Origin of the sequence: Caballeronia sp. SEWSISQ10-4 2, assembly GCF_030464885.1 — a bacterium.
In the GTDB taxonomy this organism is placed as follows: Bacteria; Pseudomonadota; Gammaproteobacteria; order Burkholderiales; family Burkholderiaceae; genus Caballeronia.
The window spans coordinates 45829-70464 of the sequence record NZ_JALPRJ010000002.1 but is presented as its reverse complement, the minus strand read 5'-3'; the positions used below and the strand labels follow the sequence as shown (position 1 = coordinate 70464).

General features: G+C 60.3%; 20 protein-coding genes and 1 pseudogene. 6 read left to right on the top strand and 15 right to left on the bottom strand.

The genetic code is table 11. The features are described 5' to 3' along the window. Positions 1–75: 75 nt before the first annotated feature. The 9 genes from M0D69_RS01945 to purN all read right to left on the bottom strand — a co-directional run bounded on the left by M0D69_RS01945 (position 76) and on the right by purN (position 9342). On the bottom strand, positions 76–867 hold the full coding sequence (locus tag M0D69_RS01945; RefSeq protein ID WP_301780407.1) for an ABC transporter ATP-binding protein: 792 nt from the start codon (positions 865–867) through the stop codon (positions 76–78). Positions 868–886: 19 nt separating this feature from the next. Beyond that, positions 887–1657: an ABC transporter permease gene (locus tag M0D69_RS01940; RefSeq protein WP_301780406.1), complete on the bottom strand. Its 771-nt coding sequence runs from the start codon at positions 1655–1657 to the stop codon at positions 887–889. A gap of 22 nt (positions 1658–1679) precedes the next feature. Continuing rightward, positions 1680–2402: an ABC transporter permease gene (locus tag M0D69_RS01935; protein WP_301780405.1), complete on the bottom strand. Its 723-nt coding sequence runs from the start codon at positions 2400–2402 to the stop codon at positions 1680–1682. Positions 2403–2485: 83 nt separating this feature from the next. After that, positions 2486–3340: a transporter substrate-binding domain-containing protein gene (locus M0D69_RS01930; RefSeq protein WP_367619674.1), complete on the bottom strand. Its 855-nt coding sequence runs from the start codon at positions 3338–3340 to the stop codon at positions 2486–2488. A 444-nt stretch (positions 3341–3784) separates the two neighbouring features. Then, positions 3785–4669, bottom strand: a complete 885-nt coding sequence (gene nadC / locus M0D69_RS01925) for a carboxylating nicotinate-nucleotide diphosphorylase (protein WP_301780403.1) — start codon at positions 4667–4669, stop codon at positions 3785–3787. Then, positions 4669–5799 (bottom strand): quinolinate synthase NadA, encoded by a 1131-nt coding sequence (gene nadA / locus M0D69_RS01920; protein ID WP_301780402.1) that lies wholly within the window; start codon positions 5797–5799, stop codon positions 4669–4671. The genes nadC and nadA overlap by 1 nt, the downstream gene beginning before the upstream one ends. 116 nt (positions 5800–5915) lie before the next feature. After that, positions 5916–7112, bottom strand: a complete 1197-nt coding sequence (locus M0D69_RS01915) for an acyl-CoA desaturase (protein WP_301780401.1) — start codon at positions 7110–7112, stop codon at positions 5916–5918. Between the two features lie 281 nt (positions 7113–7393). Next, a complete protein-coding gene (locus tag M0D69_RS01910) occupies positions 7394–8695 on the bottom strand; it encodes an RsmB/NOP family class I SAM-dependent RNA methyltransferase (RefSeq protein ID WP_301780400.1) in 1302 nt (433 codons plus the stop codon). Next, a complete protein-coding gene (gene purN / locus M0D69_RS01905; RefSeq protein ID WP_301780399.1) occupies positions 8692–9342 on the bottom strand; it encodes a phosphoribosylglycinamide formyltransferase in 651 nt (216 codons plus the stop codon). The genes M0D69_RS01910 and purN overlap by 4 nt, the downstream gene beginning before the upstream one ends. Positions 9343–9524: 182 nt before the next feature. Between purN and M0D69_RS01900 the strand changes: the two genes are divergently transcribed. From M0D69_RS01900 to dut, 6 genes are all read left to right on the top strand, one after another. Continuing rightward, positions 9525–10514 carry a bifunctional riboflavin kinase/FAD synthetase gene (locus M0D69_RS01900; RefSeq protein ID WP_301780398.1) on the top strand — a complete coding sequence of 330 codons (990 nt, stop codon included), beginning with the start codon at positions 9525–9527 and terminating at the stop codon, positions 10512–10514. A gap of 152 nt (positions 10515–10666) precedes the next feature. Next, entirely contained in the window at positions 10667–13501 is a 2835-nt protein-coding gene (gene ileS, locus M0D69_RS01895; RefSeq protein ID WP_301780397.1) for an isoleucine--tRNA ligase, read from the top strand. Further along, entirely contained in the window at positions 13501–14001 is a 501-nt protein-coding gene (gene lspA, locus M0D69_RS01890; RefSeq protein WP_047895925.1) for a signal peptidase II, read from the top strand. The genes ileS and lspA overlap by 1 nt, the downstream gene beginning before the upstream one ends. 42 nt (positions 14002–14043) lie before the next feature. Then, complete coding sequence (coaBC, locus tag M0D69_RS01885) at positions 14044–15261, top strand: bifunctional phosphopantothenoylcysteine decarboxylase/phosphopantothenate--cysteine ligase CoaBC (RefSeq protein ID WP_301780396.1); 1218 nt, start codon at positions 14044–14046, stop codon at positions 15259–15261. Positions 15262–15294: 33 nt separating this feature from the next. Then, the gene (locus M0D69_RS01880; protein ID WP_301780395.1) at positions 15295–16308 is read left to right on the top strand and encodes an LLM class flavin-dependent oxidoreductase; all 1014 of its coding nucleotides are present in this window, start codon (positions 15295–15297) and stop codon (positions 16306–16308) included. Continuing rightward, complete coding sequence (gene dut / locus M0D69_RS01875; RefSeq protein ID WP_301780394.1) at positions 16305–16751, top strand: dUTP diphosphatase; 447 nt, start codon at positions 16305–16307, stop codon at positions 16749–16751. The genes M0D69_RS01880 and dut overlap by 4 nt, the downstream gene beginning before the upstream one ends. Positions 16752–16767: 16 nt before the next feature. Here the strand turns inward: dut and M0D69_RS01870 are convergent, their stop codons facing one another. From M0D69_RS01870 to clpS, 6 genes and pseudogenes are all read right to left on the bottom strand, one after another. Next, positions 16768–18051 (bottom strand): D-tagatose-bisphosphate aldolase, class II, non-catalytic subunit, encoded by a 1284-nt coding sequence (locus M0D69_RS01870; RefSeq protein WP_301780393.1) that lies wholly within the window; start codon positions 18049–18051, stop codon positions 16768–16770. Positions 18052–18055: 4 nt separating this feature from the next. After that, a complete protein-coding gene (locus M0D69_RS01865) occupies positions 18056–19027 on the bottom strand; it encodes a sugar kinase (protein ID WP_301780392.1) in 972 nt (323 codons plus the stop codon). Between the two features lie 36 nt (positions 19028–19063). Beyond that, on the bottom strand, positions 19064–19870 hold the full coding sequence (locus M0D69_RS01860) for a DeoR/GlpR family DNA-binding transcription regulator (protein ID WP_301780391.1): 807 nt from the start codon (positions 19868–19870) through the stop codon (positions 19064–19066). Between the two features lie 82 nt (positions 19871–19952). Beyond that, a pseudogene (locus M0D69_RS01855) lies at positions 19953–21326 on the bottom strand (amino acid permease). Between the two features lie 144 nt (positions 21327–21470). Continuing rightward, positions 21471–23771 (bottom strand): ATP-dependent Clp protease ATP-binding subunit ClpA, encoded by a 2301-nt coding sequence (gene clpA, locus M0D69_RS01850; RefSeq protein ID WP_301780390.1) that lies wholly within the window; start codon positions 23769–23771, stop codon positions 21471–21473. Continuing rightward, a complete protein-coding gene (clpS, locus tag M0D69_RS01845) occupies positions 23768–24082 on the bottom strand; it encodes an ATP-dependent Clp protease adapter ClpS (protein ID WP_031359828.1) in 315 nt (104 codons plus the stop codon). The genes clpA and clpS overlap by 4 nt, the downstream gene beginning before the upstream one ends. Positions 24083–24636 lie beyond the last annotated feature (554 nt).

The window sequence follows — 24636 nt, the reverse complement described above, 5'->3', positions numbered from 1 at the left end:
TAAAGCGCGCGCCGATGACAATAGGATCAATCGATGGCGTCGGTAAAAGGGGGCTGGCCAGCACGTTGACCTCGCTTAGTTAGCAGTACGGGAATGATGACTCGACACGAACTGCTGGAAACGCTCCGAGCAGCGGCCGTTGAACAGGTCGTCGGGCGGGCCTTCGGCATCGACTTGCCCCTGATGCAGGAACATCACGCGATTCGACACGTGCCGGGCGAAACCCATCTCGTGCGTGACGACCAGCATGGTCCGGCCTTCCTCGGCGAGCGCGCGCATCACGCGCAGCACTTCACCGACGAGTTCAGGGTCGAGTGCGGACGTGGGTTCATCGAAGAGCATGACTTTGGGGTGCATGGCCAACGCGCGCGCGATTGCTACACGCTGCTGCTGGCCGCCCGACAGATGCGCGGGATACGCGTCGCGCTTCTCGTAAAGACCGACCTTCGTGAGTAACTGCTCGGCCTCTTCAACGCACTCCGCACGCGTGCGTTTCTGCACCCGCAACGGTCCTTCAATCACGTTCTGCATCACGGTCATGTGCGACCAGAGGTTGAAACTCTGGAACACCATGCCGAGCTGCGAGCGAATCCGGTCGACCTGCTTGCGGTTGCCCGGCTGCAAGCGGCCATCGCGGCCACGCTTCATTTCGATGGCTTCGCCTGCGAGTTTCACTTCGCCGTCGTCGGGCGTTTCGAGCATGTTGATACAGCGCAGGAAGGTGCTTTTGCCGGAGCCGCTTGCGCCGAGAATCGAGATCACGTCGCCTTCGTGCGCATCGAGGGAAATGCCCTTGAGCACGTGTGCATCGCCGAAAGACTTGTGGATGTTGGTCGCGGACAGCGCAATGGAGTTGCTTACGTTCATGAGATTTTCTCCCTTTGAATCAGGAATCGATGTGCTGGCTGTCGGGGACGGTCGCGGCTTTAAGCGCGCCACTTGCAGGCTTTTTCGGCGCGGTATCGTTACGATCGCGCAGGTGCGGCGAGAGCTTCTTTTCGAGCATGCCAAGCGCACGCACGATGATGAAATTCAGTACGAGGTAGATGGCGGCGGCGCAGATGAAAACTTCCATCGTCCGGTAGGTCCGCTGGATGATTTGCTGCGCCACGCCCGTCACGTCCCAGACCGTGACAAGACTTGCCAGCGCCGTCGATTTGACGAGCAGCACGGCTTCGGTCGAGTACGCGGGCAGCGCGTAACGCAGCGTGATCGGCGCGATGATCCGGCGCAACACGGTCCATCGCGACATGCCGACCGCGAGTGCCGCTTCAATCTGCCCGTGCGGCACCGATTGCAAGCCGCCGCGAATGATTTCGGCGGTATATCCGGCCGTGCACAGCGCAAGGGAGACGATCGCGCAAACATACGGCACACGCAGCAGCGGCCAAAGGAAGCTCTCGCGCACGGCTGGGAACTGGCCCAAGCCGTAGTAAACGAGAAACATCTGGATCAGCAGCGGCGAGCCGCGAAACACCAGGATGTAGCCGCGCGCAAAGCGGTTCAGCGCCCAATTCGGACTCACCCGCATCGCAACGATGACCAGCGAAAGCATGCCGCCCACGATCAGCGAGGCGAAAAACAGCCCGAGCGTGGTGGGGACGGCGGCTAATAGTTTCGACAACGTATCGCCGAGAAATTCGAAATCGATGTTCATGGTCGGATTCGTTTGAAGCGTCTTAGTGGCGCGCAAGCGTGCCGCGGAACGAGCGGCCGATACGCGCTTCGGCACGGTCGAAGACGCGGTTCGACAGGCTCGTGAGGATCAGATAAAGCGCTCCGCCGACCATATAAAACGTGAAGTATTGATGAGTCGATCCGGCGGCAACCTGGCTTGTGCGCATCAGTTCGGCGAGCCCGGTCACCGCGATCAGCGCCGAGTCCTTGAGGCTCAGTTGCCAGACATTGCCGATACCCGGCAGCGCAAAACGTATGACTTGCGGAATCAGCACGCGCCGCCATAACGTTGGCGTCGACATGCCGATGGCCCGCGCCGCCTCGATCTCTCCACGCGACACCGCCAGCACGGCCGAGCGGTACACCTCGGCTTGATACGACCCGGAGATCAGGCCGATGGCGAGTGCGCCGACCACGAAAGGCGGCACGCCGATGAAACCATCGGCACCGAAAAACCGGCCGATGGCGGTCACTACCGACGAACCTCCGAAGTAAAAGAGATAGATGATCAGCAGTTCGGGGATACCGCGAAAAAGCGTGGTGTAGGCATCGCCGATAATTCTTAGCGTGCGGCTGCGCGACAGTTTCGCGGCGGCGACCATCGCACCGAAAACTGCGCCTACAGCCAGCGCGGCGATAGTCAGCACCACGGTCATGAGCAGCGCGAGCAGCAGCGTGCTGCCCCACCCTTGCTCGCCGAAGCCGAGTAGTTGAACCAGACTCATCTTTTATCTCCAACGGTGATGCATCGTCGAGCGCGCCGTTTTCTACGAGCGCGCTCGCCAGACCTTCGTAAAACAGCTACGCCTCAAGGCGTGGCGTCGACCTTCAGCCATTTCAGCGAGAGGCGCTTGACCGTTCCGTCGGCGAGCGCCGCGGCAATACCCTGGTCAAATTTGGCCTTCAGGTCCTTGTCGGACAGACGGAACGCCAGCGCTTCGCCCGGGCCCCAGACTGGTCCGGCGATCTTCGGGCCGGTGAACGCGAGGCCCTTGTTTTCCGGCTTGGTGAAAGCGGATGCCCAGTAAGTGCTGTCGTCGAATGCCACGTCGATACGGCCTGCTACCAGATCGAGGTCATGCTCCGGCGCGGTCTTGTATTCGCGGATAGTTGCGACGTCCTTGAAGTTCGTATCGATGAACTTCGTGTAGACCGTACCCGACTGGATGCCGATGGTCTTGCCTTTCAGCGCGACGCGCAGCGCGTCGACCGTGGTCTTGTCATGGGCTGCGTCGCCTGTCAGCTTGACGGTCTGGCCGGCGCCGGGCTGCTTTGCGAGTGCGGCGGAGCTTTGACCGGCCGAGACGAAGGCGGCTGGCGTCGACGCATACGGCATCGAGAAAGCGATGATTTTTTCGCGATCCGGCGTGACCGAGATGGCGTCCATGAGCACGTCGAACTTGCCGGCCTGCAGGCCGGCGATCATGCCGTCCCAGTCTTGCGTGACCAGATTGCACTGGATCTTGATGCGGGCGCAGACGTTCTCGATCAGCTCCGGCTCGAAGCCGCCGAGCTTGCCGCCGGGGAGCGTCAGGTTCCACGGTTCGTACGCGCCTTCGGTGGCGATCGTGACGGTTTTCCAATCTTTAGCCTGGGCGCTGGCCGCGCCGAAAGCGATAACACCAACGGCCACCGATGCAGCCAGCCGGGCGAGCAATTTCATTTTGCCTGTCATTGTTGAGCCACTCTTCCACGAAGGTTGTTGGACCAAGTGGCGAACGCCAACTTGTATATACAAGCATGGAGTGAACAAAAAGGACTGGCAACGTTTTTTTCGCCTAAGCAGGGGAAGTTAGGGAAAATACTGACTGGCTTGGTGGATAAGGCTTACGGAGGCTTTACTATGGTGCGCGAGGGAGATTTGACGAGCGATCGTTCTATTTTTTATAACATTTACTGAAGTTGTCTAGACACGACGGCGAGGATGGATGGATGCTGCCCGGTCGGTGGTGGTCTGAGTCAATGCCAGGTGACCGGTGGTTTTGCGCATGACGGCCGGAGTCGGGTTGGTGCCTTCAGTGTCCGTGGTCTGCCGGTTTTCACTAAAACGAGAAAGCCGGCTCGGCCAGACCACCAAGTTTGAAAGCACCGACACGCCCCCCGACCCCTAGTCCAGCCGCATCGAATAATCGGTCGCCCGCACATCCTTCGTCAGCGCGCCGATAGAAATCCGATCAACCCCAGTCTCGGCAATCGTCTGCACGGAATCGAAATTCACCCCGCCCGACACTTCCAGCACCGCGCGTCCACCGGTCAGGCGCACGGCATCGCGCATGGCATCGAAGGTGAAGTTATCGAGCAGGATCGATTCCGCCCGATGCGCCAACGCCGTTTCGAGTTGCTCGAGCGTCTCCACTTCAATCTGAATCGGCACGCCGGCATCCAGCGCAAGCGCCGCATCCATCGCCGCACCCACGCCACCCGCCGCGGCAATGTGGTTTTCCTTGATCAGAATGCCGTCGTAAAGCGCCAGCCGCTGGTTCGCGCCGCCCCCCACGCGCACCGCGTACTTCTGGGCCAGACGCAAACCTGGCAAGGTCTTGCGCGTGTCAAGAATCCGGGCCCGCGTCCCTTCAATCGCATCAACGTAACGCCGAGTCGCGCTCGCCACGCCCGACAGCATCTGCAGAAAATTCAGCGCATTGCGCTCGGCGCTCAGCAACGCGCGCGCCGGACCGTGCACCAAGACCACCGGCGTATTGGCGATCATCCGCGCACCTTCGCGATACAGCCATTCAACGCGAATCGATTCATCCACCCGGCGCATCACCGCCTCGAACCACGGCACGCCGCATAACACCGCTTCCTCGCGGACCGTGACGCGCGCCGTGCGCCTCGCGCCCGCGGGTACTAGAAGCCCCGTCCGGTCGCCATCGCCGATGTCTTCCGCCAGCGCATCGGTGACGTTGCGCCGGAGCGCCTGATCGAAAACCTCGCCGTACAACGCGCGAATTTCTTCGAGCAAGGGGGAAACCACCTGACTTGCCGCCATCACGCCGCTCCTACATTTGAAAACAATGAAACGTCCTTCGCCAGATCGCCGCTCGCCTGCACGCGCTTCTTGTGACGCGCGGCGAAGTCGAGCATGCGGTCGATCGGCAGGCGCGCACGCGCCGCGATAGCCGCGTCGACGAAAATTTCGTTGTGCCCGCGTTCCAGCACAGCGGCCAGATTCGCCAGCCCGTTCATTGCCATCCATGGGCAATGCGCGCAGCTCTTGCAGGTAGCGCTGTTCCCGGCCGTCGGCGCTTCGATGAATTCCTTGTCCGGCGCGGCGAGCCGCATCTTGTGCAGGATCCCGAGATCCGTCGCGACGATAAACCGCTTCGCTTCAAGCCGCACGGCGGCATCGATGAGTTGCGTAGTCGATCCCACCACGTCGGCCAGCGCGACAACCGCTTCCGGCGACTCCGGATGAACGAGAATCTTTGCGTCCGGATATTCCGTGCGCAGCAGATCGAGTTCAATGCCCTTGAACTCGTCGTGAACGAGACACGAGCCTTGCCACGACAGCATGTCGGCGCCCGTTTTCTTCTGGATATAACCGCCCAGATGCCGGTCAGGCGCCCACAGGATTTTCTCACCGCGAGCGTGCAGATCGGCCACGATCTCCAACCCGATCGACGATGTCACCATCCAGTCCGCCCGCGCCTTCACGGCCGCGCTGGTATTCGCGTACACAACGACGGTTCGATCGGGATGGGCGTCACAGAAAGCGGAGAACTCGTCGGCGGGACAACCGAGATCGAGGGAACACGTGGCGTCGAGATCGGGCATCAGCACGCGCTTCTCGGGGCTGAGAATCTTCGCCGTCTCGCCCATGAAACGAACGCCAGCCACGATCAGCGTCTGCGCCGCATGGTCACGCCCGAAGCGCGCCATCTCCAGCGAATCCGCTACGCAACCACCGGTTTCATCGGCGAGTTCCTGCAACTCGGCATCGACATAATAGTGCGCGACCAGCACCGCTTTCTCGCGCACGAGCAACGCTCGAATGCGCTCCTTCAACTCGCGCTTTTCCTCGCGCGACGGGGCGTCCGGCACTTTCGCCCACGCCTGGCCGATGCCGCACGTCAGTCCTTGCGGCCGGTCGTACTCGACGCTTTTAATGACCTGCTCCATCGCTTCCTCGTCTCCGATCCGTGATTACGCCGTCCAAAACGAAAAAACCCCGCCAGAGCGGGGTCTTGTGACGTCATTAAATTTTAACGGATATCGATGACGAAGGTCGGGTGCTGTCAGGCGTAGCGTCGCAGGCGTGAAGCGAAGTCCTGCAGCGCCTTGATACCGCTTTGCTCCGCACGGTGACACCAGTCCTGCAATTGCGCGAGCAGTTGTTCGCGCGACGCGTTGGAGCGGTCCCACATGGCGGCCAGATCCTGACGCAATTCAATATAGGTGCGCAGCTTGTGGTTGTCGGAGAAAAGCGCCGGCAACTGCTGGCGTTGCGGCTCGTCGAGACCCGCCTCTTCCTTGTACGCCCACTTGCGGGCACCACGCATCAGCTGATACTTGTCAGCGGAACCGCCTTCTTTCAGCTTCGACAATTCCTGGCGATACGCACGCTTGAGCGCCTTGCCATAACGCGCCATCACTTCATAGCGGTTCGACAGCACGGCTTGCAGCGTGTCGTGATCGAGCACCCGCTTGGCGGTCAACAAACGCGGCGTGGGCGCAATCTTCTTGACCTTGGCCAGCTTGAACGCCGACATGATGCGGATATACATCCAGCCGATATCGAACTCGTACCACTTGTTCGACAGCTTCGCCGACGTTGCATACGTGTGGTGATTGTTATGCAGCTCTTCGCCGCCGATCAGGATGCCGAGCGGGAAGATGTTCGTGCTGGCGTCAGCGGAATTGAAGTTCCTGTAACCCCACCAGTGTGCGAGCCCGTTGACCACGCCCGCTGCCCAGAACGGAATCCAGATCATCTGCACGGCCCAGACCGACAGCCCGACAAAGCCGAACAGCGCAACGTCGACGACCATCATGATGCTGATGCCGAGAATGGGGTAACGCGTGTAGACGTTGCGCTCCATCCAGTCGTTCGGCGTGCCGTGACTGAACTTGCGCATGGTTTCTTCGTTCTTGGCTTCCGAACGGTACAGTTCAGCGCCTTCGAGCAAGACTTTCCAGATGCCACGCGTTTGCGGGCTGTGCGGATCTTCTTCGGTCTCGCACTTGGCGTGATGCTTACGGTGGATCGCGGCCCATTGACCGGTCAGCATGCCGGTGGTCATCCAGAGCCAGAAACGGAAAAAGTGGCTGACGGCCGGATGCAACTCCAGCGCGCGGTGCGCCTGGCAGCGATGCAAATAGACGGTCACGCCGATGATCGTGATGTGCGTCATCACGAGAGTGAACAGCAAGATCTGCCACCACGAAAGGTCGAGCAATCCGTTGGCGAGAAATTCAAGCGATGAATTCAGCAAGGCAATTTACCTGAAAGGCGGAAAAAATTAGCCGAACGAAAACAGGATCGACGGCTGTTGGGCACATGAAAGGAATATGCACGTGGTTCGACGGCATTTTACTTCATGCGTTCCAAGTCTTTGTGTCGATTAGGGAAAATTTTGATTTCGCGCAGGGTCAACTGGAAATTTGACCGCTAATTTGCGTTGCTGTTTAGTGAGGTAAACACGAATTTCCCGCTTTTGAAAGCTTTGGCCGGGGTTCGCTTCCGAATCCGCCAGCCAAAGCGAGCAAATATTACTTATTCGCCGACTGCTTCCTCAACCACGGCTTCTTTTGCTGCAACCGGCAACCGTTCGAGCACGGCGGCAAAAAAACCGTCCGTGCCGTGCTTGTGCGGCCACAGTTGCAGATAGTCGCCTGTGTCCAGATCAATGCGCTGTTCGGCCAGCACCTCCCGCGCCGGAACCAGCTTGAACCCCGGATGAGTCGCCAGGAACTGGTTCACCACACCCTCGTTTTCCGCTTCCAGCATGCTGCACGTTGCGTAGACGAGACGGCCGCCCACTTTCACCAGCCGCGCCGCGCTGGTCAGAATGGACAACTGCTTTGGCGTGAGTTCCGTCACCGATTCCGGCGACTGACGCCATTTCAGGTCCGGATTACGACGCAGCGTGCCGAGGCCGGAACAAGGGGCATCGACGAGAACACGATCGATCTTGCCCGCCAGGCGCTTGATCTTGGCGTCGTGTTCGCTGTCGATCAGCACCGGATTCACATTCGACAAACCGCTGCGAGCCAGGCGCGGCTTGAGTTTGGCGAGCCGGCGGTCAGACACGTCGAAAGCGTAGAGACGGCCCGATGAGCGCATCATCGCGCCCAGCGCCAGCGTCTTGCCGCCCGCGCCCGCGCAGAAATCCACGATCATTTCGCCGCGCCGGGGCGCAACCAGCGAGCACAGCAGTTGGCTGCCTTCGTCCTGGACCTCGATCCAGCCGTCCTGGAACGGCTGCAGGCGCGTGAGCGCCGGCTTGCCGTCCACCCGTACGCCATAAGGCGCGAACGGCATTTCGCCTGCATCGATACCCGCTTCAGTCAGCGTCTTGATCACCAGTTCACGCGTGGCCTTGATCGGGTTCGCGCGCAGATCGAGCGGCGCCGGATAGTTCAGCGCGGCGGCGAGCAAGGCGAGCTCTTCGGTATCGAAGCGCTTCGTCATGGCGTCGTAGATCCATTGCGGCAAATTGGTCCGCACTCGCACCGGCAAACTGCCCGGATCGATCTTCGACACCTGGTTGAGCCATTGGTATTCATCGGCGGAAATAAACGGCTTGACCGCCGATAACCCCGCGGTCTGCATCAAGCCCAGCAGCGCAAGGCGCCGCGCCAGGTTGCCGCTGCCGCTTTCGGCGAGATGCGAAAATTCCATCTTGCGGCGCAGCACCGCGAACACGGCCTCGGCGATCACGCCGCGTTCGTTGTGGCCGAGCTTCGGATGCGCACGGAAAAAACGGCTGGTGGCGGCATCAGCGGGACCGCTGAAACGCAGTACGTCCGCCAGCAACGTCTCGGTTTGTCCTATCAAAAATCCATGAAGCCTCATACGCCCTCCCCGGCAATGTCGGCAAAGAGCCATTGCGGCTCTGGTGGCGTGAGCACGACACGCTCGCCGTCGATGGCAAGACGCCCTTCGACGAACCAGCGCACCGCGCGTGGGTAAATAATGTGTTCTACGGCCAGCACCCGGGTAGCGAGTGCTGCCGCGTCGTCGCCGGCCATGACTGGCACCGCCGCCTGCGCGACGATGGGGCCATGATCCAGTGTCGGCGTGACAAAATGGACGCTTGCGCCGTGCACGCGCACGCCTGCATCAAGTGCTTGCTGGTGCGTTTTAAGCCCCGGAAAACACGGCAGGAGCGACGGATGAATGTTGATCATGCGGCCGGCGTAGCGTTCGACGAAGGCGTCCGTCAGCACGCGCATGAAGCCCGCGAGCATCACGAGATCCGGTTCGAAGCCGTCGATAGTGCGTGCAAGCGCCTGATCGAAGGCTTCGCGCGTGGTGAATTCACGGTGATCTATGACAGTTGCCGGAATGCCGTTTGCCGCCGCAAACGCAAGCCCGGTGGCATCTGGGCGATTCGAAATGACGGCTGCCACCCGAGCCGGCCAGCCATCGCGCGCGCAAGCGCGCACGATGGCTTCCATATTGGTTCCCCGCCCGGAAATCAGGATGACGATTTTTTTCATCCGCGGATTTTATCATTCGATGCTGTCAAAACCCGGCGAATCCGCCCGACCCGCAGCGGGCCCGGCCTCCGTCCAATGCTGTGAGCGTTTATAATCGAACGCTTTGCGGCTTTGCCAGCCTCGCGCTGCATTTGCCCAGGTATTCGCCCATTTAACCGCCAACCGCCGACCCAACCGATATCGTGAGAGTCTTTCGCGGCCTACCCAATGCCGAAAGCCGCGCGCCCTGTGCGCTGACCATCGGCAATTTCGACGGTGTCCATCGTGGCCATCAGGCGCTGCTCGCCCACGTGCGCGCCGCCGCGGACGCCCGCGGCCTGCCGGTCTGCGTGATGACCTTCGAGCCGCATCCCCGCGAATTCTTCAATCCCGCCGGCGCGCCGCCGCGTATCGCCATGCTGCGCGACAAGCTCGAAGCGCTGCGCACGAACGGCGTGGATCGCGTCGTGGTCGAGCATTTCAATCACACCTTCGCCAGCCAGCCGCCCGATACGTTCGTGGAGAATGTGATCGTGAACGGGCTGCACGCGCGCTGGGTGATGATCGGCGACGACTTCCGCTACGGTGCAAAACGCGCCGGCGACTTCGAGTCGCTCAAGGCAGCCGGACACAAGCACGGCTTCGAAGTCGAACAAATGGCGACCGTCGCCGCCCCGAATGGCGCGCGCATCTCGAGTTCGGGCGTGCGGGCCTCGCTGGTAGCTGGCGATCTCGACGCCGCGCGCCTCGCGCTAGGCCGTCCCTATGTCATTAGCGGCCACGTGGTGCACGGGCAAAAGCTCGGCCGCGATCTCGGCTTCCCCACGCTCAACATGCCGATCGCCCACAAGCGGCCGGCGCTCGCGGGCATCTTCGTCGTGCGCGTCCATGGGCTTGGACCCGAGCCGCTGCCGGGCGTGGCAAGCCTCGGACTGCGTCCGACCGTCGACGACTCCGGCCGCGTGCTGCTCGAAACCTTCGTGCTCGACTGGCATGGCGACGCCTACGGCAAGCTCGTGCGCATCGAGTTCCTGCAAAAGCTGCGCGACGAGGAAAAGTACGTGGACCTCGAAACACTGACGGCGGCAATAGCGCGCGACGTGACCAACGCCCGTGCCTATTTTGCATCGGACGTGAACTCAAGTGGCCGCGACAGCGGTTTCGCCACCTCGGCCACCGATCGAATTAGGTGAGCGCGTGGCGCCGGGTGCTTGAAGTTTCCGATGAAGCACCCGACGCGCTGCCCGCTGCCTCGCAAAACACGCACCTTCGAGCCCGTTCCCGAGCTTGCCCGCTTGGAACCGGCGCCTCACCGCCGCTTCACCGAACAAATATCGAGTCATCCATGAGCAACAAGAAAGAAGCCAAGCCCCAGTCGAAGTATCCGGTCAATCTGCTGGATACGCCGTTCCCCATGCGCGGCGACTTGCCCAAGCGCGAGCCCCAATGGGTGAAGGAATGGCAGGACAACAAGATCTACGAGAAGATCCGCGCCGCCAGCAAGGGGCGCAAGAAGTTCATCCTGCACGACGGCCCGCCGTATGCGAACGGCGACATCCACCTCGGCCACGCGGTGAACAAGATCCTGAAGGACATGATCGTGAAGGCGCGCAATCTGGCGGGCTTCGACGCGGTCTATGTCCCCGGCTGGGATTGCCATGGCATGCCGATCGAGATCCAGATCGAAAAGCAGTTCGGCAAGTCGCTGCCGGCGCGCGAAGTGATGGAAAAAGCGCGCACCTACGCGAGCGCGCAGATCGAAAAGCAGAAGCTCGGCTTCCGTCGCCTCGGTGTGCTCGGCGACTGGGACAACCCGTACAAGACGATGAACTTCGCCAACGAAGCCGGCGAAATCCGTGCGTTGGGCAAGATTCTCGAGAAGGGTTATGTGTATCGCGGGCTGAAGCCGGTGAACTGGTGTTTCGACTGTGGTTCGGCGCTCGCTGAAGCGGAGGTCGAATATCAGGACAAGGTCGACCCGACCATCGACGTGCTGTTCGCTTTTGCCGAGCCGGAAAAAACCGCGCAGGCGTTCGGCCTCGCCGCGTTGCCGAAGCAGGAAGGCGGCGTGGTGATCTGGACGACTACTCCGTGGACCATTCCCGCCAACCAGGCGCTGAACTTGCATCCGGAGATCGTCTATAGCCTCGTCGATACCGAAAAGGGTCTGCTGATCCTTGCCGAAGACCGCGTGGAAGAATGTCTCAAGCAATACGGCGTGACCGGTTCAACCATCGCTACCGCGCCCGGCGCCAAGCTGAGCGGCCTGCGCTTTCATCATCCGCTGAGCGCTGCCCACCCCGGCTATAAACGCACCGCGCCCGTGTATCTCGGCGACTACGTGACGACCGAAAGCGGCACGGGAATCGTGCATTCGTCACCGGCGTATGGCGTGGAAGACTTCGTGTCCTGCAAAGCGCACGGCATGACGGACTCCGACATCATCAACCCCGTCATGGGCGATGGCCGTTATATCGAATCGCTGCCGCTGTTCGGCGGACTCTCGATCTGGGAAGCCAACGACCAGATCGTGGAGGCGTTGCGCAGCGCGCATTCGCTGCTGAAGACCGAGAAGTACACGCACAGCTACATGCACTGCTGGCGTCACAAGACGCCGATCATCTATCGCGCGACATCGCAGTGGTTCGCCGGCATGGACGTGAAGCCCAACGACACGTCCCGCACGCTGCGCGAAACCGCGCTGGAAGGTATCGAAAACACGGCGTTCTTCCCGGCATGGGGCAAGCAGCGGCTGTACAGCATGATCGCGAACCGGCCGGACTGGACGCTCTCGCGGCAACGCCAGTGGGGTGTGCCGATGGCGTTTTTCGTTCATAAGGAAACCGGCGAGCTGCATCCGCGTACGCTGGAATTGCTCGAGGAAGTGGCGAAGCGCGTGGAAGTGAGCGGGATCGAAGCGTGGCAAACGCTCGATCCGCAGGAAATGCTTGGCGACGAAGCCAACATGTACGAGAAGAATCGCGACACGCTCGACGTCTGGTTCGATTCCGGCACGACGCACTGGCACGTACTGCGCGGCTCGCACAAGGACTCGCTGCAGTTTCCGGCAGACTTGTATCTGGAAGGTTCGGACCAGCATCGCGGATGGTTCCATTCGTCGTTGCTGACCGCTTCCATGCTCGACGGACGTCCGCCGTACAACGCGCTGCTGACGCATGGCTTCACGGTCGATGGCGAAGGCCGCAAGATGTCGAAGTCACTCGGCAACGGCATCGATCCGCATGAAGTGTCGAACCGGCTGGGCGCGGAAATCATCCGTTTGTGGATTGCATCGACGGATTATTCGGGCGAGCTCGCCATCTCCGAAGAGATCCTGAAGCGCGTGACGGAGACGTATCGGCGGATTCGCAATACGTTGCGCTTCCTCTTGTCCAATCTCTCCGATTTCGACTTCGAGAAAGACGCCCGTCCGGTGGAAGACTGGCTCGAAATCGATAAATACGCCGTCGCCCTCGCGCAAAACCTGCAAGACGACGTGCTCGCGCACTACGAGAAGTTCGAGTTCCACCCGGTTGTATCGAAACTTGCGACGTTCTGCTCGGAAGATCTCGGCGGGTTTTATCTCGACGTGCTGAAGGATCGGCTGTACACCATGCAGCCCGATTCGCACGAACGCCGCGCGGCGCAGACGGTGCTGCATCACATCGCGCACGGTTTGCTGCGGCTGGTCGCGCCGTATCTGTCGTTCACGGCGGAAGAGGCGTACAAGGTGCTGCAACCCGGCCGCGATACCATCTTCACCGAGGTATATCACGCGTATCCGCAGGTGCCTGACGCCGGCGAACTGCTCGACAAGTGGACCCTGATTCGCTCCGCGCGCAGCGACGTCACCAAGGCGATGGAAGAAGCGCGGACAGCGAACATGATCGGTTCGTCGCTGCAGGCCGAAGTCGACGTGCGGGCGAGCGGCGCGCGATATAACGCGCTGACCAGTCTCGGCGACGACCTGCGCTTCGTGCTGATCACATCGGCGGCGCGGGTCGTGAAGGTGGCGAACGAAGCGGATGAAGGCGTCGACGTGATTGCATCGACGTATCTGAAATGCGAGCGCTGCTGGCATTACCGTGACGACGTGGGCGCATCGGCGGAACATCCTGGATTGTGCGGCCGCTGCATCACCAACCTCTTCGGCAACGGCGAAACGCGGAGCGCAGCATAATGGCGAGAACGATGTCGAAACAAAGCAGTGGTTCACTCGCGCCGTGGCTGGGCGTGGCGTTAATCGTGATTCTCTTCGACCAGTTGTCGAAGATCGCCGTGGCGCGCGTGTTCACTTATGGCGAACCGCACGCGCTTACGCCGTTCTTCAACCTGTTCCTGATCTACAACCGCGGCGCGGCGTTCAGCTTTCTCGCTACCGCCGGCGGCTGGCAGCGTTGGGGGTTCACGGCACTCGGCGTGGTCGCGGCAATCGTGATCTGCTATTTGTTGAAACGCCACGGCACGCAGCGGATGTTCTGCACGGCATTGGCGTTGATCATGGGCGGCGCGATCGGCAACGTGATCGACCGGATTGCTTATGGCCACGTGATCGACTTTCTGGACTTCCACGTCAACACGTGGCACTGGCCGGCATTCAATCTCGCCGACAGCGCGATCACCATCGGCGCGGTACTGCTCGTTTTCGATGAGTTGCGCCGCGTGCGTGGAGCAAAGTAGTTGTTGAAGAGCGGCTGAGCCGTGACGAGTACGGAGGCAGGTTTGGATAACGCAGAACTCGCAGGAAAACACCTCGTACTGGGCCTGTCGGGGGGTATCGCGTGCTACAAGATCGCCGAACTCACACGTTTGCTGGTGAAAGCCGGCGCGACGGTGCAGATCGTCATGACCGACGCCGCCACGCAATTCATCACGCCCGTCACCATGCAGGCGCTGTCCGGCCGTCCCGTGTACACATCGCAATGGGACGCGCGGATCGCCAACAACATGGCGCACATCGATCTGTCGCGTGAAGCCGATGCGATCGTGATCGCGCCCGCCTCCACCGACTTCATCGCCAAGCTCGCGCATGGCAATTGCGACGACCTGCTCTCCACGCTCTGCGTGGCGCGCGATTGCCCGTTGCTCGTCGTGCCCGCGATGAACCGCCAGATGTGGCAGAACCCGGCGACGCAACGCAACGTCGCGCAACTGCGTGGCGATGGCGTGCAAGTGCTGGGACCCGATTCGGGCGCACAAGCGTGCGGTGAAGTAGGCGATGGCCGGATGCTGGAAGCATCGGCAACATTCGAAGCGATCTGCGCGTTCTTCCAGCCGAAGATCCTGCAAGGACATCGCGTATTGATTACGGCCGGCCCGACCTTCGAACCGCTCGATCCCGTGCGTGGAATTACGAATCGTTCGTCCGGCAAGATGGGCTTCGCGCTGGCGCGGGCGGCGGCTCAGGCCGGCGCGGACGTGCATCTTGTGGCCGGCCCGGTCGCGCTGGAAACGCCTTGGGGCGTGTATCGCGAAGATGTGCAGACCGCACAGCAGATGCATGACGCCGTGCTGCACGCCACGCCCGATGCGGACATCTTCATCGCAGTGGCGGCGGTCGCCGACTGGCGCGTCGATCACTTGAGCGAGCACAAGATCAAGAAGACGGCCAACCAGCCGATGCCGACCTTCACGTTCGTCGAAAACCCCGACATTCTCGCGACCGTCGCACATTTGCCGAACCCGCCGTATTGCGTCGGCTTCGCGGCGGAAAGCGGCGATCTCGAAGTACATGGCGAGGAAAAACGCGCGCGCAAGAACGTGCCGCTGCTGATCGGCAATCTCGGGCCGCTTACGTTCGGCCTCGACGACAACGAGGTCGTGCTGTTTGAGGCATCGGGTATCACGCGCCTGCCTCGCGCCGATAAAAAGCTGCTGGCGAAGTTGCTGATCGGCGAGATTGCAAAGCGGGCGCCGCGCGGCGGTTCGCTGCTGTCTTAGCCTCCTGGCTTAGCCTAGCTCATTGCCGAGACCATGACGACGAAACTCTCCGTACTCGATCAAACGCCAGTCATTCACGGCCATAGCACCGCGGATGCCATCGCGGCCACGCTTGATCTCGCGCGCCTCGCGGATGACCTCGGCTACACGCGGTACTGGTGCGCCGAGCATCACGGTTTGCGCGGCGTATCGAATCCTTGTCCGGAAGTGTTGCTCGCGCGAATCGGCAGTATTACGAAGCAGATCCGGATCGGTTCGGGCGGCGTCATGCTGCCCTACTACAGCTCGTTCAAGGTGGCCGAGCAATTCCTGATGCTCGAAGCGCTGTTCCCGAATCGCGTGGATCTGGGCGTTGGTCGTGCGCCCGGCGGCGATATGCGTACCGCACAAGCGGTGGCCGCAGGCGACTACAATCGCGGCGATATTTTCCCGCAGCAAGTCGGTGAACTCGTCGGTCTGTTCGACGGCACGCTCCCCAAAGATCACCTCGCGCACGGCGTGTTGCTGCAGCCGGAAATTGCCACGCGTCCCGAGTTGTGGATGCTCGGTTCCAGCGATTTCGGCGGTTTGCTCGCGGCGCAACTCGGCATTCGTTTCGCGTTCGCGCATTTTATTAACGCGCAGTATGGACACACGGTGGCAGAGGCTTATCGCGAGCGGTTTGTGTCGCGCAATGGCTCGAAGCCTTATCTTGCAGCAGCCGTGTTCGTGATTTGCGCCGATACCGAAACGGAAGCCGCGGCTCTGGAACGCGCTGTCGATTTACGTCGTGTGCAGATGGCATATGGGCTCAATATGCCGATTCCGTCGATTGCCCAGGGAGCGAATCAGGCGTTCGGAGAACGCGAACTGAATGTGATTGCGCGGGAAAAAAGCCGCAGCATTATTGGCACGCCGGAACGCGTGACTGAACAATTGCATGAACTCCAACAACGCTTCGACGCCGACGAACTGATCGTGCTGACCGTTGCGGGAAGTTACCCGGCGCGCATGCGCTCGTATGAACTGCTGGCTAAAGCCTTCGAACTCAACAAACAGAACCCATGAAACTCGACATCAAGATCCTCGATGCGCGCATGCGCGACTACCTGCCCGCCTACGCTACCACCGGCAGCGCCGGGCTCGACTTGCGTGCGTGCCTGGACGAAGCCATCACGCTCGAACCCGGCCAGACGACGCTGGTACCTACGGGCCTGGCGATTCATCTCGAAGATCCGGGTTATGCGGCGTTGATCCTGCCGCGCTCGGGGCTCGGTCATAAGCACGGCGTGGTGCTGGGAAATCTGGTCGGATTGATCGACTCGGATTATCAAGGCCAGTTGATGATCTCGACGTGGAATCGCGGAGCGACCGCGTTCACGCTGAATCCGCTTGAACGCCTCGCACAACTGGTGATCGTGCCGGTGGTGCAAGCGACGTTTAATATCGTCGATGACTTCGCTCAAAGCGAGCGCGGCGACGGTGGTTTCGGCAGCACGGGCAAACACTGAGCTTCAGCCTCAAGCGTTATGCGCGGCACGCCGCCGCGTACGTTCGAATAACCTGCCGCACGCGATCCTGCACCAGCGCGAGCGGCTCGTTCGCTAACTGGCCGCGTCGTACTGCCCAATATTGATCGGGTAGGAACTGACTCAGCAGGTTCTCGGGGATCTTAAGCGCGGCGAGGTTGTCGAGCAGCTTCTGAGCCGTCGCGCCGATCTCCGCATCGGCCCAGTAATAGCGCACGCGGTCGCTATAGCTGTAGGTGCGTAGCACGCGTTGCTGTTCGGCATCGCCGTGATAGTACTTTTCCCAATGCCCTGGCTTCGCAAGCATCACGCGCTCAACCACGTCGCGCAGATTGGAACGCGTATCGGCATCGAGCAACTCTGTCTCCATGTCGGCCAATGCGTACAGCGCCTCGCGCAACGCGAACGTCACGCCCGGACCCACTTTGAGAATGCGAAAGCCATCGCGGACCAACGCGCTCAGCGCTTCGGGCGTCTGGTAATCGGTGGAATGCGCCTCAAAGACCATGCCGTGCAGATTGTCCAAAGCGCTCTTCAACGACTCGGCGCGTGCCGGCACATAGTCGATCACCTTCGTGTGATCGAACTCCACACCGGGCTGCACGACAAGCGCAATCACTCGCGGCCATGCGGCTTGAACCCCGTGTTCTTGCCACGCCTTTTTGTGGACTAAAGCCGTTTCAATCGCCGCTTCACGCGAGGTCGGTTCCACCATGTCCAGCGCTTCCGCAGCGCCACCCGGCACGGGTACTTCGGTGCCGATCACATATACAGGGCTAACGCCAAGGCCAGCCCGCTTCACCGCCGCCTCGGCGACTGCGCACAAGCGCGCGGCGCGTGCAGCAACAACCGCATCAGATAACCCATCAGGATCATCGGCGCAGGACATGCTGGTATCGAGGTGAATCTTCGCGAATCCCGCCGATGCGTATGCGTCGATCAATGCATCGGCGCGTTGCATGGCTTCGTCAGCGGGAAGGTGACGCCAGGCATTCGGACCAAGATGATCGCCGCCGAGAATCAGATGCTCATGCGGGAATCCGACGCGCGCGGCAATCGAACGAACGAAGTCCACGAAATCCGCCGGCTTCATGCCCGTATAACCGCCGTGCTGATCGACCTGATTCGATGTCGATTCGATCAGCAACGGCGTCTCGTCTTCCAGCGCCTGTCGCATGGCCGCTTCCAGCACCCACGGATGCGCCGAGCAAATCGAATAGATGCCGGTCATCCATGCCGACGCCGGATGCGCATTGCTCAAACGCGAGACGATCGAGTTCATGAGTTCACTCCGTGGCTGATTGCAGGAACGTATCGAGTTGGGCGAACGTCGCCGTGCCTTCCATCGGGCCTTTTACGCCAACTGCACGCGCGCCGCTTGCGCATGCGTATTTAAGCGACGTATCCACGTCCATGCCCTGCGCGCGGCAACTGATGTATGTCGCGCCGAAGCAATCGCCCGCGCCGGTCGGATCGAGTTCCTGCACCTTGAACGCGGACCGATGCGTCTCGCCGTTGGCATCGAAGAAACTGCAGCCTTGCGCGCCGCGCTTCACGACCACTTCTTTTACGCCGCGCTTGAGCAGTTCATCGATCGCCCCGCGCTCCGACGTCGCACTGGCGAGCAAGGTCACTTCATGACCGCTTGGCAGGAAGATATCGGTGTAGTCGAGGATGAAATCGAGCGCATCGCGCATCTCCGGAATCCGCAGCATTTCCTTGCGGATATTCGGATCGAAACTCACCGTGCCGCCATTCGTTTTCACCGTTTCGATAGCCCGCTTCATCGCCTCAATAATACGAAACGAGAACAGCGACGACCCCATCACGTGGAAAGTGCCGCACTTCGAGAGCAAGTCGTCCCGCAGATTCGCCACCGATAACTGCGCCGACGCGCTGTTCGTAATGTTGTAGATGAAATCGCGATCGCCGTCCTCGCGATACGTGACGAACGCGCTGCCTGTAGTCGCATCTTTCAGCACCGCGATGCCGGACACATCCACACCGTCGCCGCGCAACCGCTCGACGTTGAGCACGCCGAAATCGTCATCGCCAACGCATCCGATCATCGCGCACGGGCTGCCGAGTTTCGCGACCTGATCGATGAAAATCGCCGGCGCACCGCTCGCGAAAGGGCCAATGAGCGTGCCCGGTTCGCTAAAGCGCTGGCCTACACGCGTTGCCATGATTTCGACGAGGATCTCGCCCATCGCGACGATAGTGCCGGGCCTGGAGGGAACAGCGTTTGAGTTAGGCATGATGTTTCTTCGTTTGATAGAAATACGAAATGAAGATCACTGACTACGAAATTCGAGAATCCCTTCTTCCCGCCGATGCACATCCAGTCCGGCCTTGAGAATCAGATCGAGTGTGGGCGGATCGATGGCGTCATCTAGCACCAGTCCACCCAAGCGGCTTACGTGGCAGAAGACCTCGCCTTCGCCTTGCAGCGCCGGCTGGTAAGCCACCACGACGCTGCGTTTGGCGTTCTTCAGCGCGGCTTTGAACACTTCCGCCAGACGCGGATCGGTGCACAGCAAATTGCCGTCGCGATCAATGCCGCTTGCTTCCAGCATCGCCAGATCCAGTGACAACGCCGAAAGCGAGCGCTCGGCGTCCGGCCCGAGCAGCACAGTGGAATCGTCGTCGAGCGAACCGCCGGTGAGACGCAATTCGCAGCGCATGAAACGCTGAACGGTCGGCACCATCGCAATGTCGTTAAGCGTCAGTGCGAGGTTCGCGCGATCGGCGAGCAGCGGCGCCAGCTTGTGCGTGATCAGACCCGCGCCGATAAACACAGACGCGTGGTCATCGATGAAATCCGCCGCCATCCGGGCGATGGCCATATCCGCAGCCTGCCGCGTCGCGCTCGGCGGAACTGCGGTGAGCAAATTTTCGCCCGGCCGCTGCGCCACATATCGCGCTTTCCCAAACGCACGAATGAGGTAGCGCTGCTGCTCCAGATAGTTCAGATCCGAGCGGATCGTCACGCTGGAGACGTCGAACACCGAGGCGAGTTCGTCGACCGATACTTCACCGCGCTTGCGGACAAGTTCGACGATACGCAGACGCCGATGAAGCGAATTCTTGTTAGCCAACACGAGCAACACCGCCTTGGAATTTTCGTTTAGAAAAATTTTAGTTTCGAAACGAAAGACAAGCAAAGAACTTCGTGCTCGGTGTTTACCCGCGTTTCCGATACCAGACCAGGTAGGTCGCGACGAGAGCGACCATGAACGCCAGGCCGTAGACGAGCGTCATGCGGAACTCGTTCGTGAAGGCGGTGGTGATCATGATCGCCGCCATCAAACCCGCGCCAAGTAAGCTTCCGAACGGGTGCAGCACCATCCGGAACGACAACGCTGGTCCGTCGTAGCGAGCGCGGAAAAAGAGGTGCGTGACGAAGATCATCAGCCAGGCGAACATCGCGCCGAAAATGGCCAGCGACATCATCAAACCGAACGCCATCGCCGGTCAGAACGCGGTGAGGATGGTTGCAAGCGCAATGCCGATAGTGGACAGCGACAGCGCGACCGTCGGCACGCCATTCGCGCTCAAACGCCCGAAACGCGCCAGCGCGTAGCCCGCTCGTGAGAGGCTGAACATCATGCGCGTGGTGATGTAGAGCTGGCTGTTCATCGCGGAAAGCGCCGCGACAAGCACCACGAAATTGATCACGCCCGCAGCGAACGGGACATGCGTGGCTGCCATGACTTTGACGAATGGGCTTTCGTCGGTGCTCGCCTGCGTCCACGGGACAATTGCGAGCATCAGCGCCAGTGTGAGCAGATAGAAAAGCACGAGCCGGAATACGGTCGAGCGAAAGGCCTTGGCCACGGCGCGTTGAGGATCGCGCGCTTCACCAGCCGCAACGGCAATCGTCTCGATGTTCAGGTAGCTGAAAATGGAGACGATCACCGCGAACCACATGCCCTTCACACCGTGCGGAAAGAACCCGCCGTGCGCCGTGAAGTTATTCAGCCCGACGCCCGACGATACCGGCGCGCCGTACACGAACACCGCACCGAGCAGAATGAACGCGACGATCGCCACGATCTTCAGCATCGAAAACGCGTATTCGATCACGCCGTACACCTTGACGCTCGCGGCGTTCACGGCAATCAGCGCAGCGGAAAACCCGACGATCCAGTACCAGCCCGGCACGTTCGCGAACCAGTACTTCATGAACACGGCGACCGCGCTGGCCTCGGTGCCGACCGCGAACACGACAGCGGACCAGTACGCGTATCGCACGAGAAATCCGGCGAGCGGCCCGATATAAAACTCGGCGTACGCACCGAACGTTCCGGAAGTGGGATGCGCGACGGTCATCTCAGCCAGCGCACCCATCAGCAACAACGCAATCAGCGCGCCGATCGCATAGCTCACCAACACACTCGGCCCGGCAAACCCGATCGCAAAACCGCTGCCTAAAAATAGCCCCGTTCCAATCGCCCCGCCAATAGCGATCATCGACATCTGTCCGGCGGTCAAACTCCGGTGAAGCCCCTTCTCCCGTTCGACAATGGTCTCGAACGAACCCGGTTTAAAGCTCAAATCCACTTCTTGAAGTCATTATCCGCAACGAACGCAGACGCAAAAAAGCGAGGCGGCGCGGGAAACTTCCCCGCGCCGCCTCGCCGATGATGACACACCTCAAGCGTGTGTCATCTGACTTCAGTCATCGCTAAGCCTGACCGGTTACTCCACCTCGACCGCTTCCGGATTCGGATTGCGCGGCACCGGACTTTCGTCGAACGTGAGCGCGACCTTGTCGTTCTCGTCCACGTCCACCGTTACGCGACCGCCTGACATCAGCTTGCCGAACAACAGCTCGTCCGCCAACGCACGACGGATCGTGTCCTGAATCAGGCGCTGCATTGGACGCGCACCCATCAGCGGGTCGAAACCGTGCTTCGCCAGATGCGCGCGCAAGCCGTCGGTAAAGACCGCGTCGACCTTCTTCTCATGCAACTGATCTTCCAGTTGCATCAGGAACTTGTCGACCACACGCATGATGATTTCCTCATCGAGCGAACGGAAACTGATGATCTGGTCCAGACGGTTCCGGAACTCAGGCGTGAACATCCGCTTGATATCGGCCATTTCGTCGCCGGTTTCCCGACGATTCGTGAAACCGATCACCGACTTCTGCATCGCTTCGGCGCCCGCGTTCGTCGTCATGATGATGATGACGTTGCGGAAATCCGCCTTGCGACCGTTGTTGTCGGTCAGCGTGCCGTGGTCCATGACCTGCAGCAGCACGTTGTAGATATCCGGATGCGCTTTTTCGATTTCGTCGAGCAACAGCACGCAATGCGGCTTCTTCGTGACGGCTTCGGTCAGCAAACCACCTTGATCGAAACCGACATATCCCGGCGGCGCACCGATCAGCCGGCTCACCGCATGACGTTCCATGTACTCGGACATGTCGAAGCGCAGCAATTCGATACCCAGCGTGAACGCCAGTTGCTTCGCGACTTCCGTCTTGCCGACACCTGTCGGACCCGAGAACAGGAACGCGCCGATCGGCTTGTCCGTCTTGCCGAGACCCGCCCGCGCCATCTTGATGGAGGCGGCGAGCGCATCAATAGCCTGATCCTGACCGAACACCACGCTCTTCAGGTCGCGATCGAGCGTCTGCAACTTGCTGCGATCGTCTTGCGACACGCTTTGCGCCGGCACACGCGCGATCTTCGAAATGATTTCTTCGATCTCGTTCTTGCCGATGGTCTTCTTCTGCTTCGACTTCGGCAGGATGCGTTGCGCCGCGCCCGCTTCGTCGATGACGTCGATGGCCTTGTCCGGCAGATGACGATCCGTGATAAAGCGTGCCGACAATTCAGCCGCCGCGGAAAGCGCACCCGAAGAGTACTTCACGCCGTGATGTTCTTCGAAACGCGACTTGAGACCGCGCAGGATCGCGATGGTCTGCTCGACGGTCGGCTCGGCCACATCGACCTTCTGGAAACGACGCGACAACGCCGCGTCCTTCTCGAAGATGCCGCGATATTCCGTGAACGTGGTCGCACCGATGCACTTCAACTGACCCGACGATAACGCCGGCTTCAGCAGATTCGATGCATCCAGCGTGCCGCCTGAAGCCGCACCCGCGCCAATCAGCGTATGAATTTCATCGATGAACAGCACCGCATGCGGGCGTTCCTTCAATTCTTTCAGCACCGTCTTGAGGCGTTGCTCGAAATCACCACGGTATTTAGTACCGGCCAGCAACGCGCCCATGTCCAGCGAATAAACCTGTGCGTCGGCAAGAATATCCGGCACTTCGCCGCGCGTAATGCGCCAGGCGAGCCCTTCGGCAATGGCGGTTTTACCCACGCCAGCCTCACCGACCAGCAGCGGATTGTTCTTTCTGCGGCGGCACAGCACCTGCACCACACGCTCGACTTCCAGTTCGCGGCCAATCAACGGATCGATCTTGCCGTCCTTTGCGAGCTGGTTCAGGTTCTGCGTGAATTGCGCGAGCGGGGTTTCCTTTTGCGCAGCCGCGTCTTCCGCTTCGGGATTCGCGTCGCTGCTGGCCTTCGCTGCGTCGCCCGAATTCGTCTTCGCAATGCCATGCGAGATGAAATTGACAACGTCGAGCCGCGTCACACCCTGCTGTTGCAGGTAGTAGACCGCATGTGAATCCTTTTCACCGAAGATCGCGACAAGCACGTTCGCGCCGGTCACTTCCTTCTTACCATTCGATGTCGATTGCACGTGCATGATCGCGCGCTGAATCACGCGCTGAAAACCAAGCGTCGGCTGGGTATCGACGTCGTCCGTGCCGGGCACGGTCGGCGTGTTGTCATGAATGAAATTGCGCAGGTTTTGACGCAAATCTTCGATGTTTGCTGCGCATGCGCGCAACACTTCAGCCGCGGTCGGGTTGTCCAACAAGGCCAGTAAAAGATGCTCGACCGTAATGAACTCGTGCCGCGCCTGACGTGCTTCCATAAACGCCATGTGCAGACTGACTTCCAGTTCCTGGGCAATCATGCTTCCTCCATCACACACTGCAGCGGATGACCCGCCTGCCTCGCGTGGCTAACAACTTGCTCAACTTTGGTCGACGCGATGTCCCGCGTATAGACCCCACAAACTCCCCTGCCTTCGCGATGAACCTTCAGCATGATTTGCGTCGCAGTCTCACGATCTTTATTGAAATGTTCCTGCACGACGAACACGACGAATTCCATCGGCGTGAAGTCGTCATTCAGCAGCACCACTTTGTACATGGACGGCTGTTTCAGCTTTTGTTCCTGCCGCTCCAGTACGGTGCCATCCTGCTTGTTGGGATTGATCGCCATACGCCCATTCTAAACAACTCGGACAGGCTCGCCATCTCGCCAAAACTCCGTTCGCTATGAGAGCCGAATCAGTGTCGCCGCACACTTCGCGTAACCTGTCGCTTGCTGAATTCCGCCGGCCCTCGTCACGCAAGCCAGCCCTCTTGAAACATCGTTGAATCCAGTATCGCACAGCTCTTAAAAAAACGAATTGTCCACTTGGATGCGGCCTGCCCTGGGCACTTTCCCCGCTGCGACTGACTATGTGACTCGTTCCTGCAACCTGCACTTGCAACCTGCTGCGACTGCTGTTTGCAGCCGCGTGCTGGCTGTACTGGTCATGTGCGTCGATTATGCGACTTTTCAAGATGGCGTGCTTGTGCGGCGGGATACGCGCAAAGCGGGAAAAACCCTTGAAATGAGGTCTTTACAACGTCTTTACGACCATCTCAAAATTTTCTTGACACTTGATTTAAGAGATTAAACAATCAAATTGGCACTTTTTTCCGAAAGCGTTTCAGGTGAAGAAAGGCCGCGGTGAGCTAGTGAGGAGGGGGCGGTTCACATTGTGGGTC

Excerpts from the sequence above, each read along its gene's own strand:
- M0D69_RS01945 (WP_301780407.1), bottom strand. The coding sequence starts at position 867 with ATGAACGTAAGCAACTCCATTGCGCTGTCCGCGACCAACATCCACAAG.
- M0D69_RS01940 (WP_301780406.1), bottom strand. The coding sequence starts at position 1,657 with ATGAACATCGATTTCGAATTTCTCGGCGATACGTTGTCGAAACTATTA.
- M0D69_RS01935 (WP_301780405.1), bottom strand. The coding sequence starts at position 2,402 with ATGAGTCTGGTTCAACTACTCGGCTTCGGCGAGCAAGGGTGGGGCAGC.
- M0D69_RS01930 (WP_367619674.1), bottom strand. The coding sequence starts at position 3,340 with ATGAAATTGCTCGCCCGGCTGGCTGCATCGGTGGCCGTTGGTGTTATC.
- nadC (WP_301780403.1), bottom strand. The coding sequence starts at position 4,669 with ATGGCGGCAAGTCAGGTGGTTTCCCCCTTGCTCGAAGAAATTCGCGCG.
- nadA (WP_301780402.1), bottom strand. The coding sequence starts at position 5,799 with ATGGAGCAGGTCATTAAAAGCGTCGAGTACGACCGGCCGCAAGGACTG.
- M0D69_RS01910 (WP_301780400.1), bottom strand. The coding sequence starts at position 8,695 with ATGAGGCTTCATGGATTTTTGATAGGACAAACCGAGACGTTGCTGGCG.
- purN (WP_301780399.1), bottom strand. The coding sequence starts at position 9,342 with ATGAAAAAAATCGTCATCCTGATTTCCGGGCGGGGAACCAATATGGAA.
- ileS (WP_301780397.1), top strand. The coding sequence starts at position 10,667 with ATGAGCAACAAGAAAGAAGCCAAGCCCCAGTCGAAGTATCCGGTCAAT.
- lspA (WP_047895925.1), top strand. The coding sequence starts at position 13,501 with ATGGCGAGAACGATGTCGAAACAAAGCAGTGGTTCACTCGCGCCGTGG.
- M0D69_RS01880 (WP_301780395.1), top strand. The coding sequence starts at position 15,295 with ATGACGACGAAACTCTCCGTACTCGATCAAACGCCAGTCATTCACGGC.
- dut (WP_301780394.1), top strand. The coding sequence starts at position 16,305 with ATGAAACTCGACATCAAGATCCTCGATGCGCGCATGCGCGACTACCTG.
- M0D69_RS01870 (WP_301780393.1), bottom strand. The coding sequence starts at position 18,051 with ATGAACTCGATCGTCTCGCGTTTGAGCAATGCGCATCCGGCGTCGGCA.
- M0D69_RS01865 (WP_301780392.1), bottom strand. The coding sequence starts at position 19,027 with ATGCCTAACTCAAACGCTGTTCCCTCCAGGCCCGGCACTATCGTCGCG.
- clpA (WP_301780390.1), bottom strand. The coding sequence starts at position 23,771 with ATGATTGCCCAGGAACTGGAAGTCAGTCTGCACATGGCGTTTATGGAA.
- clpS (WP_031359828.1), bottom strand. The coding sequence starts at position 24,082 with ATGGCGATCAATCCCAACAAGCAGGATGGCACCGTACTGGAGCGGCAG.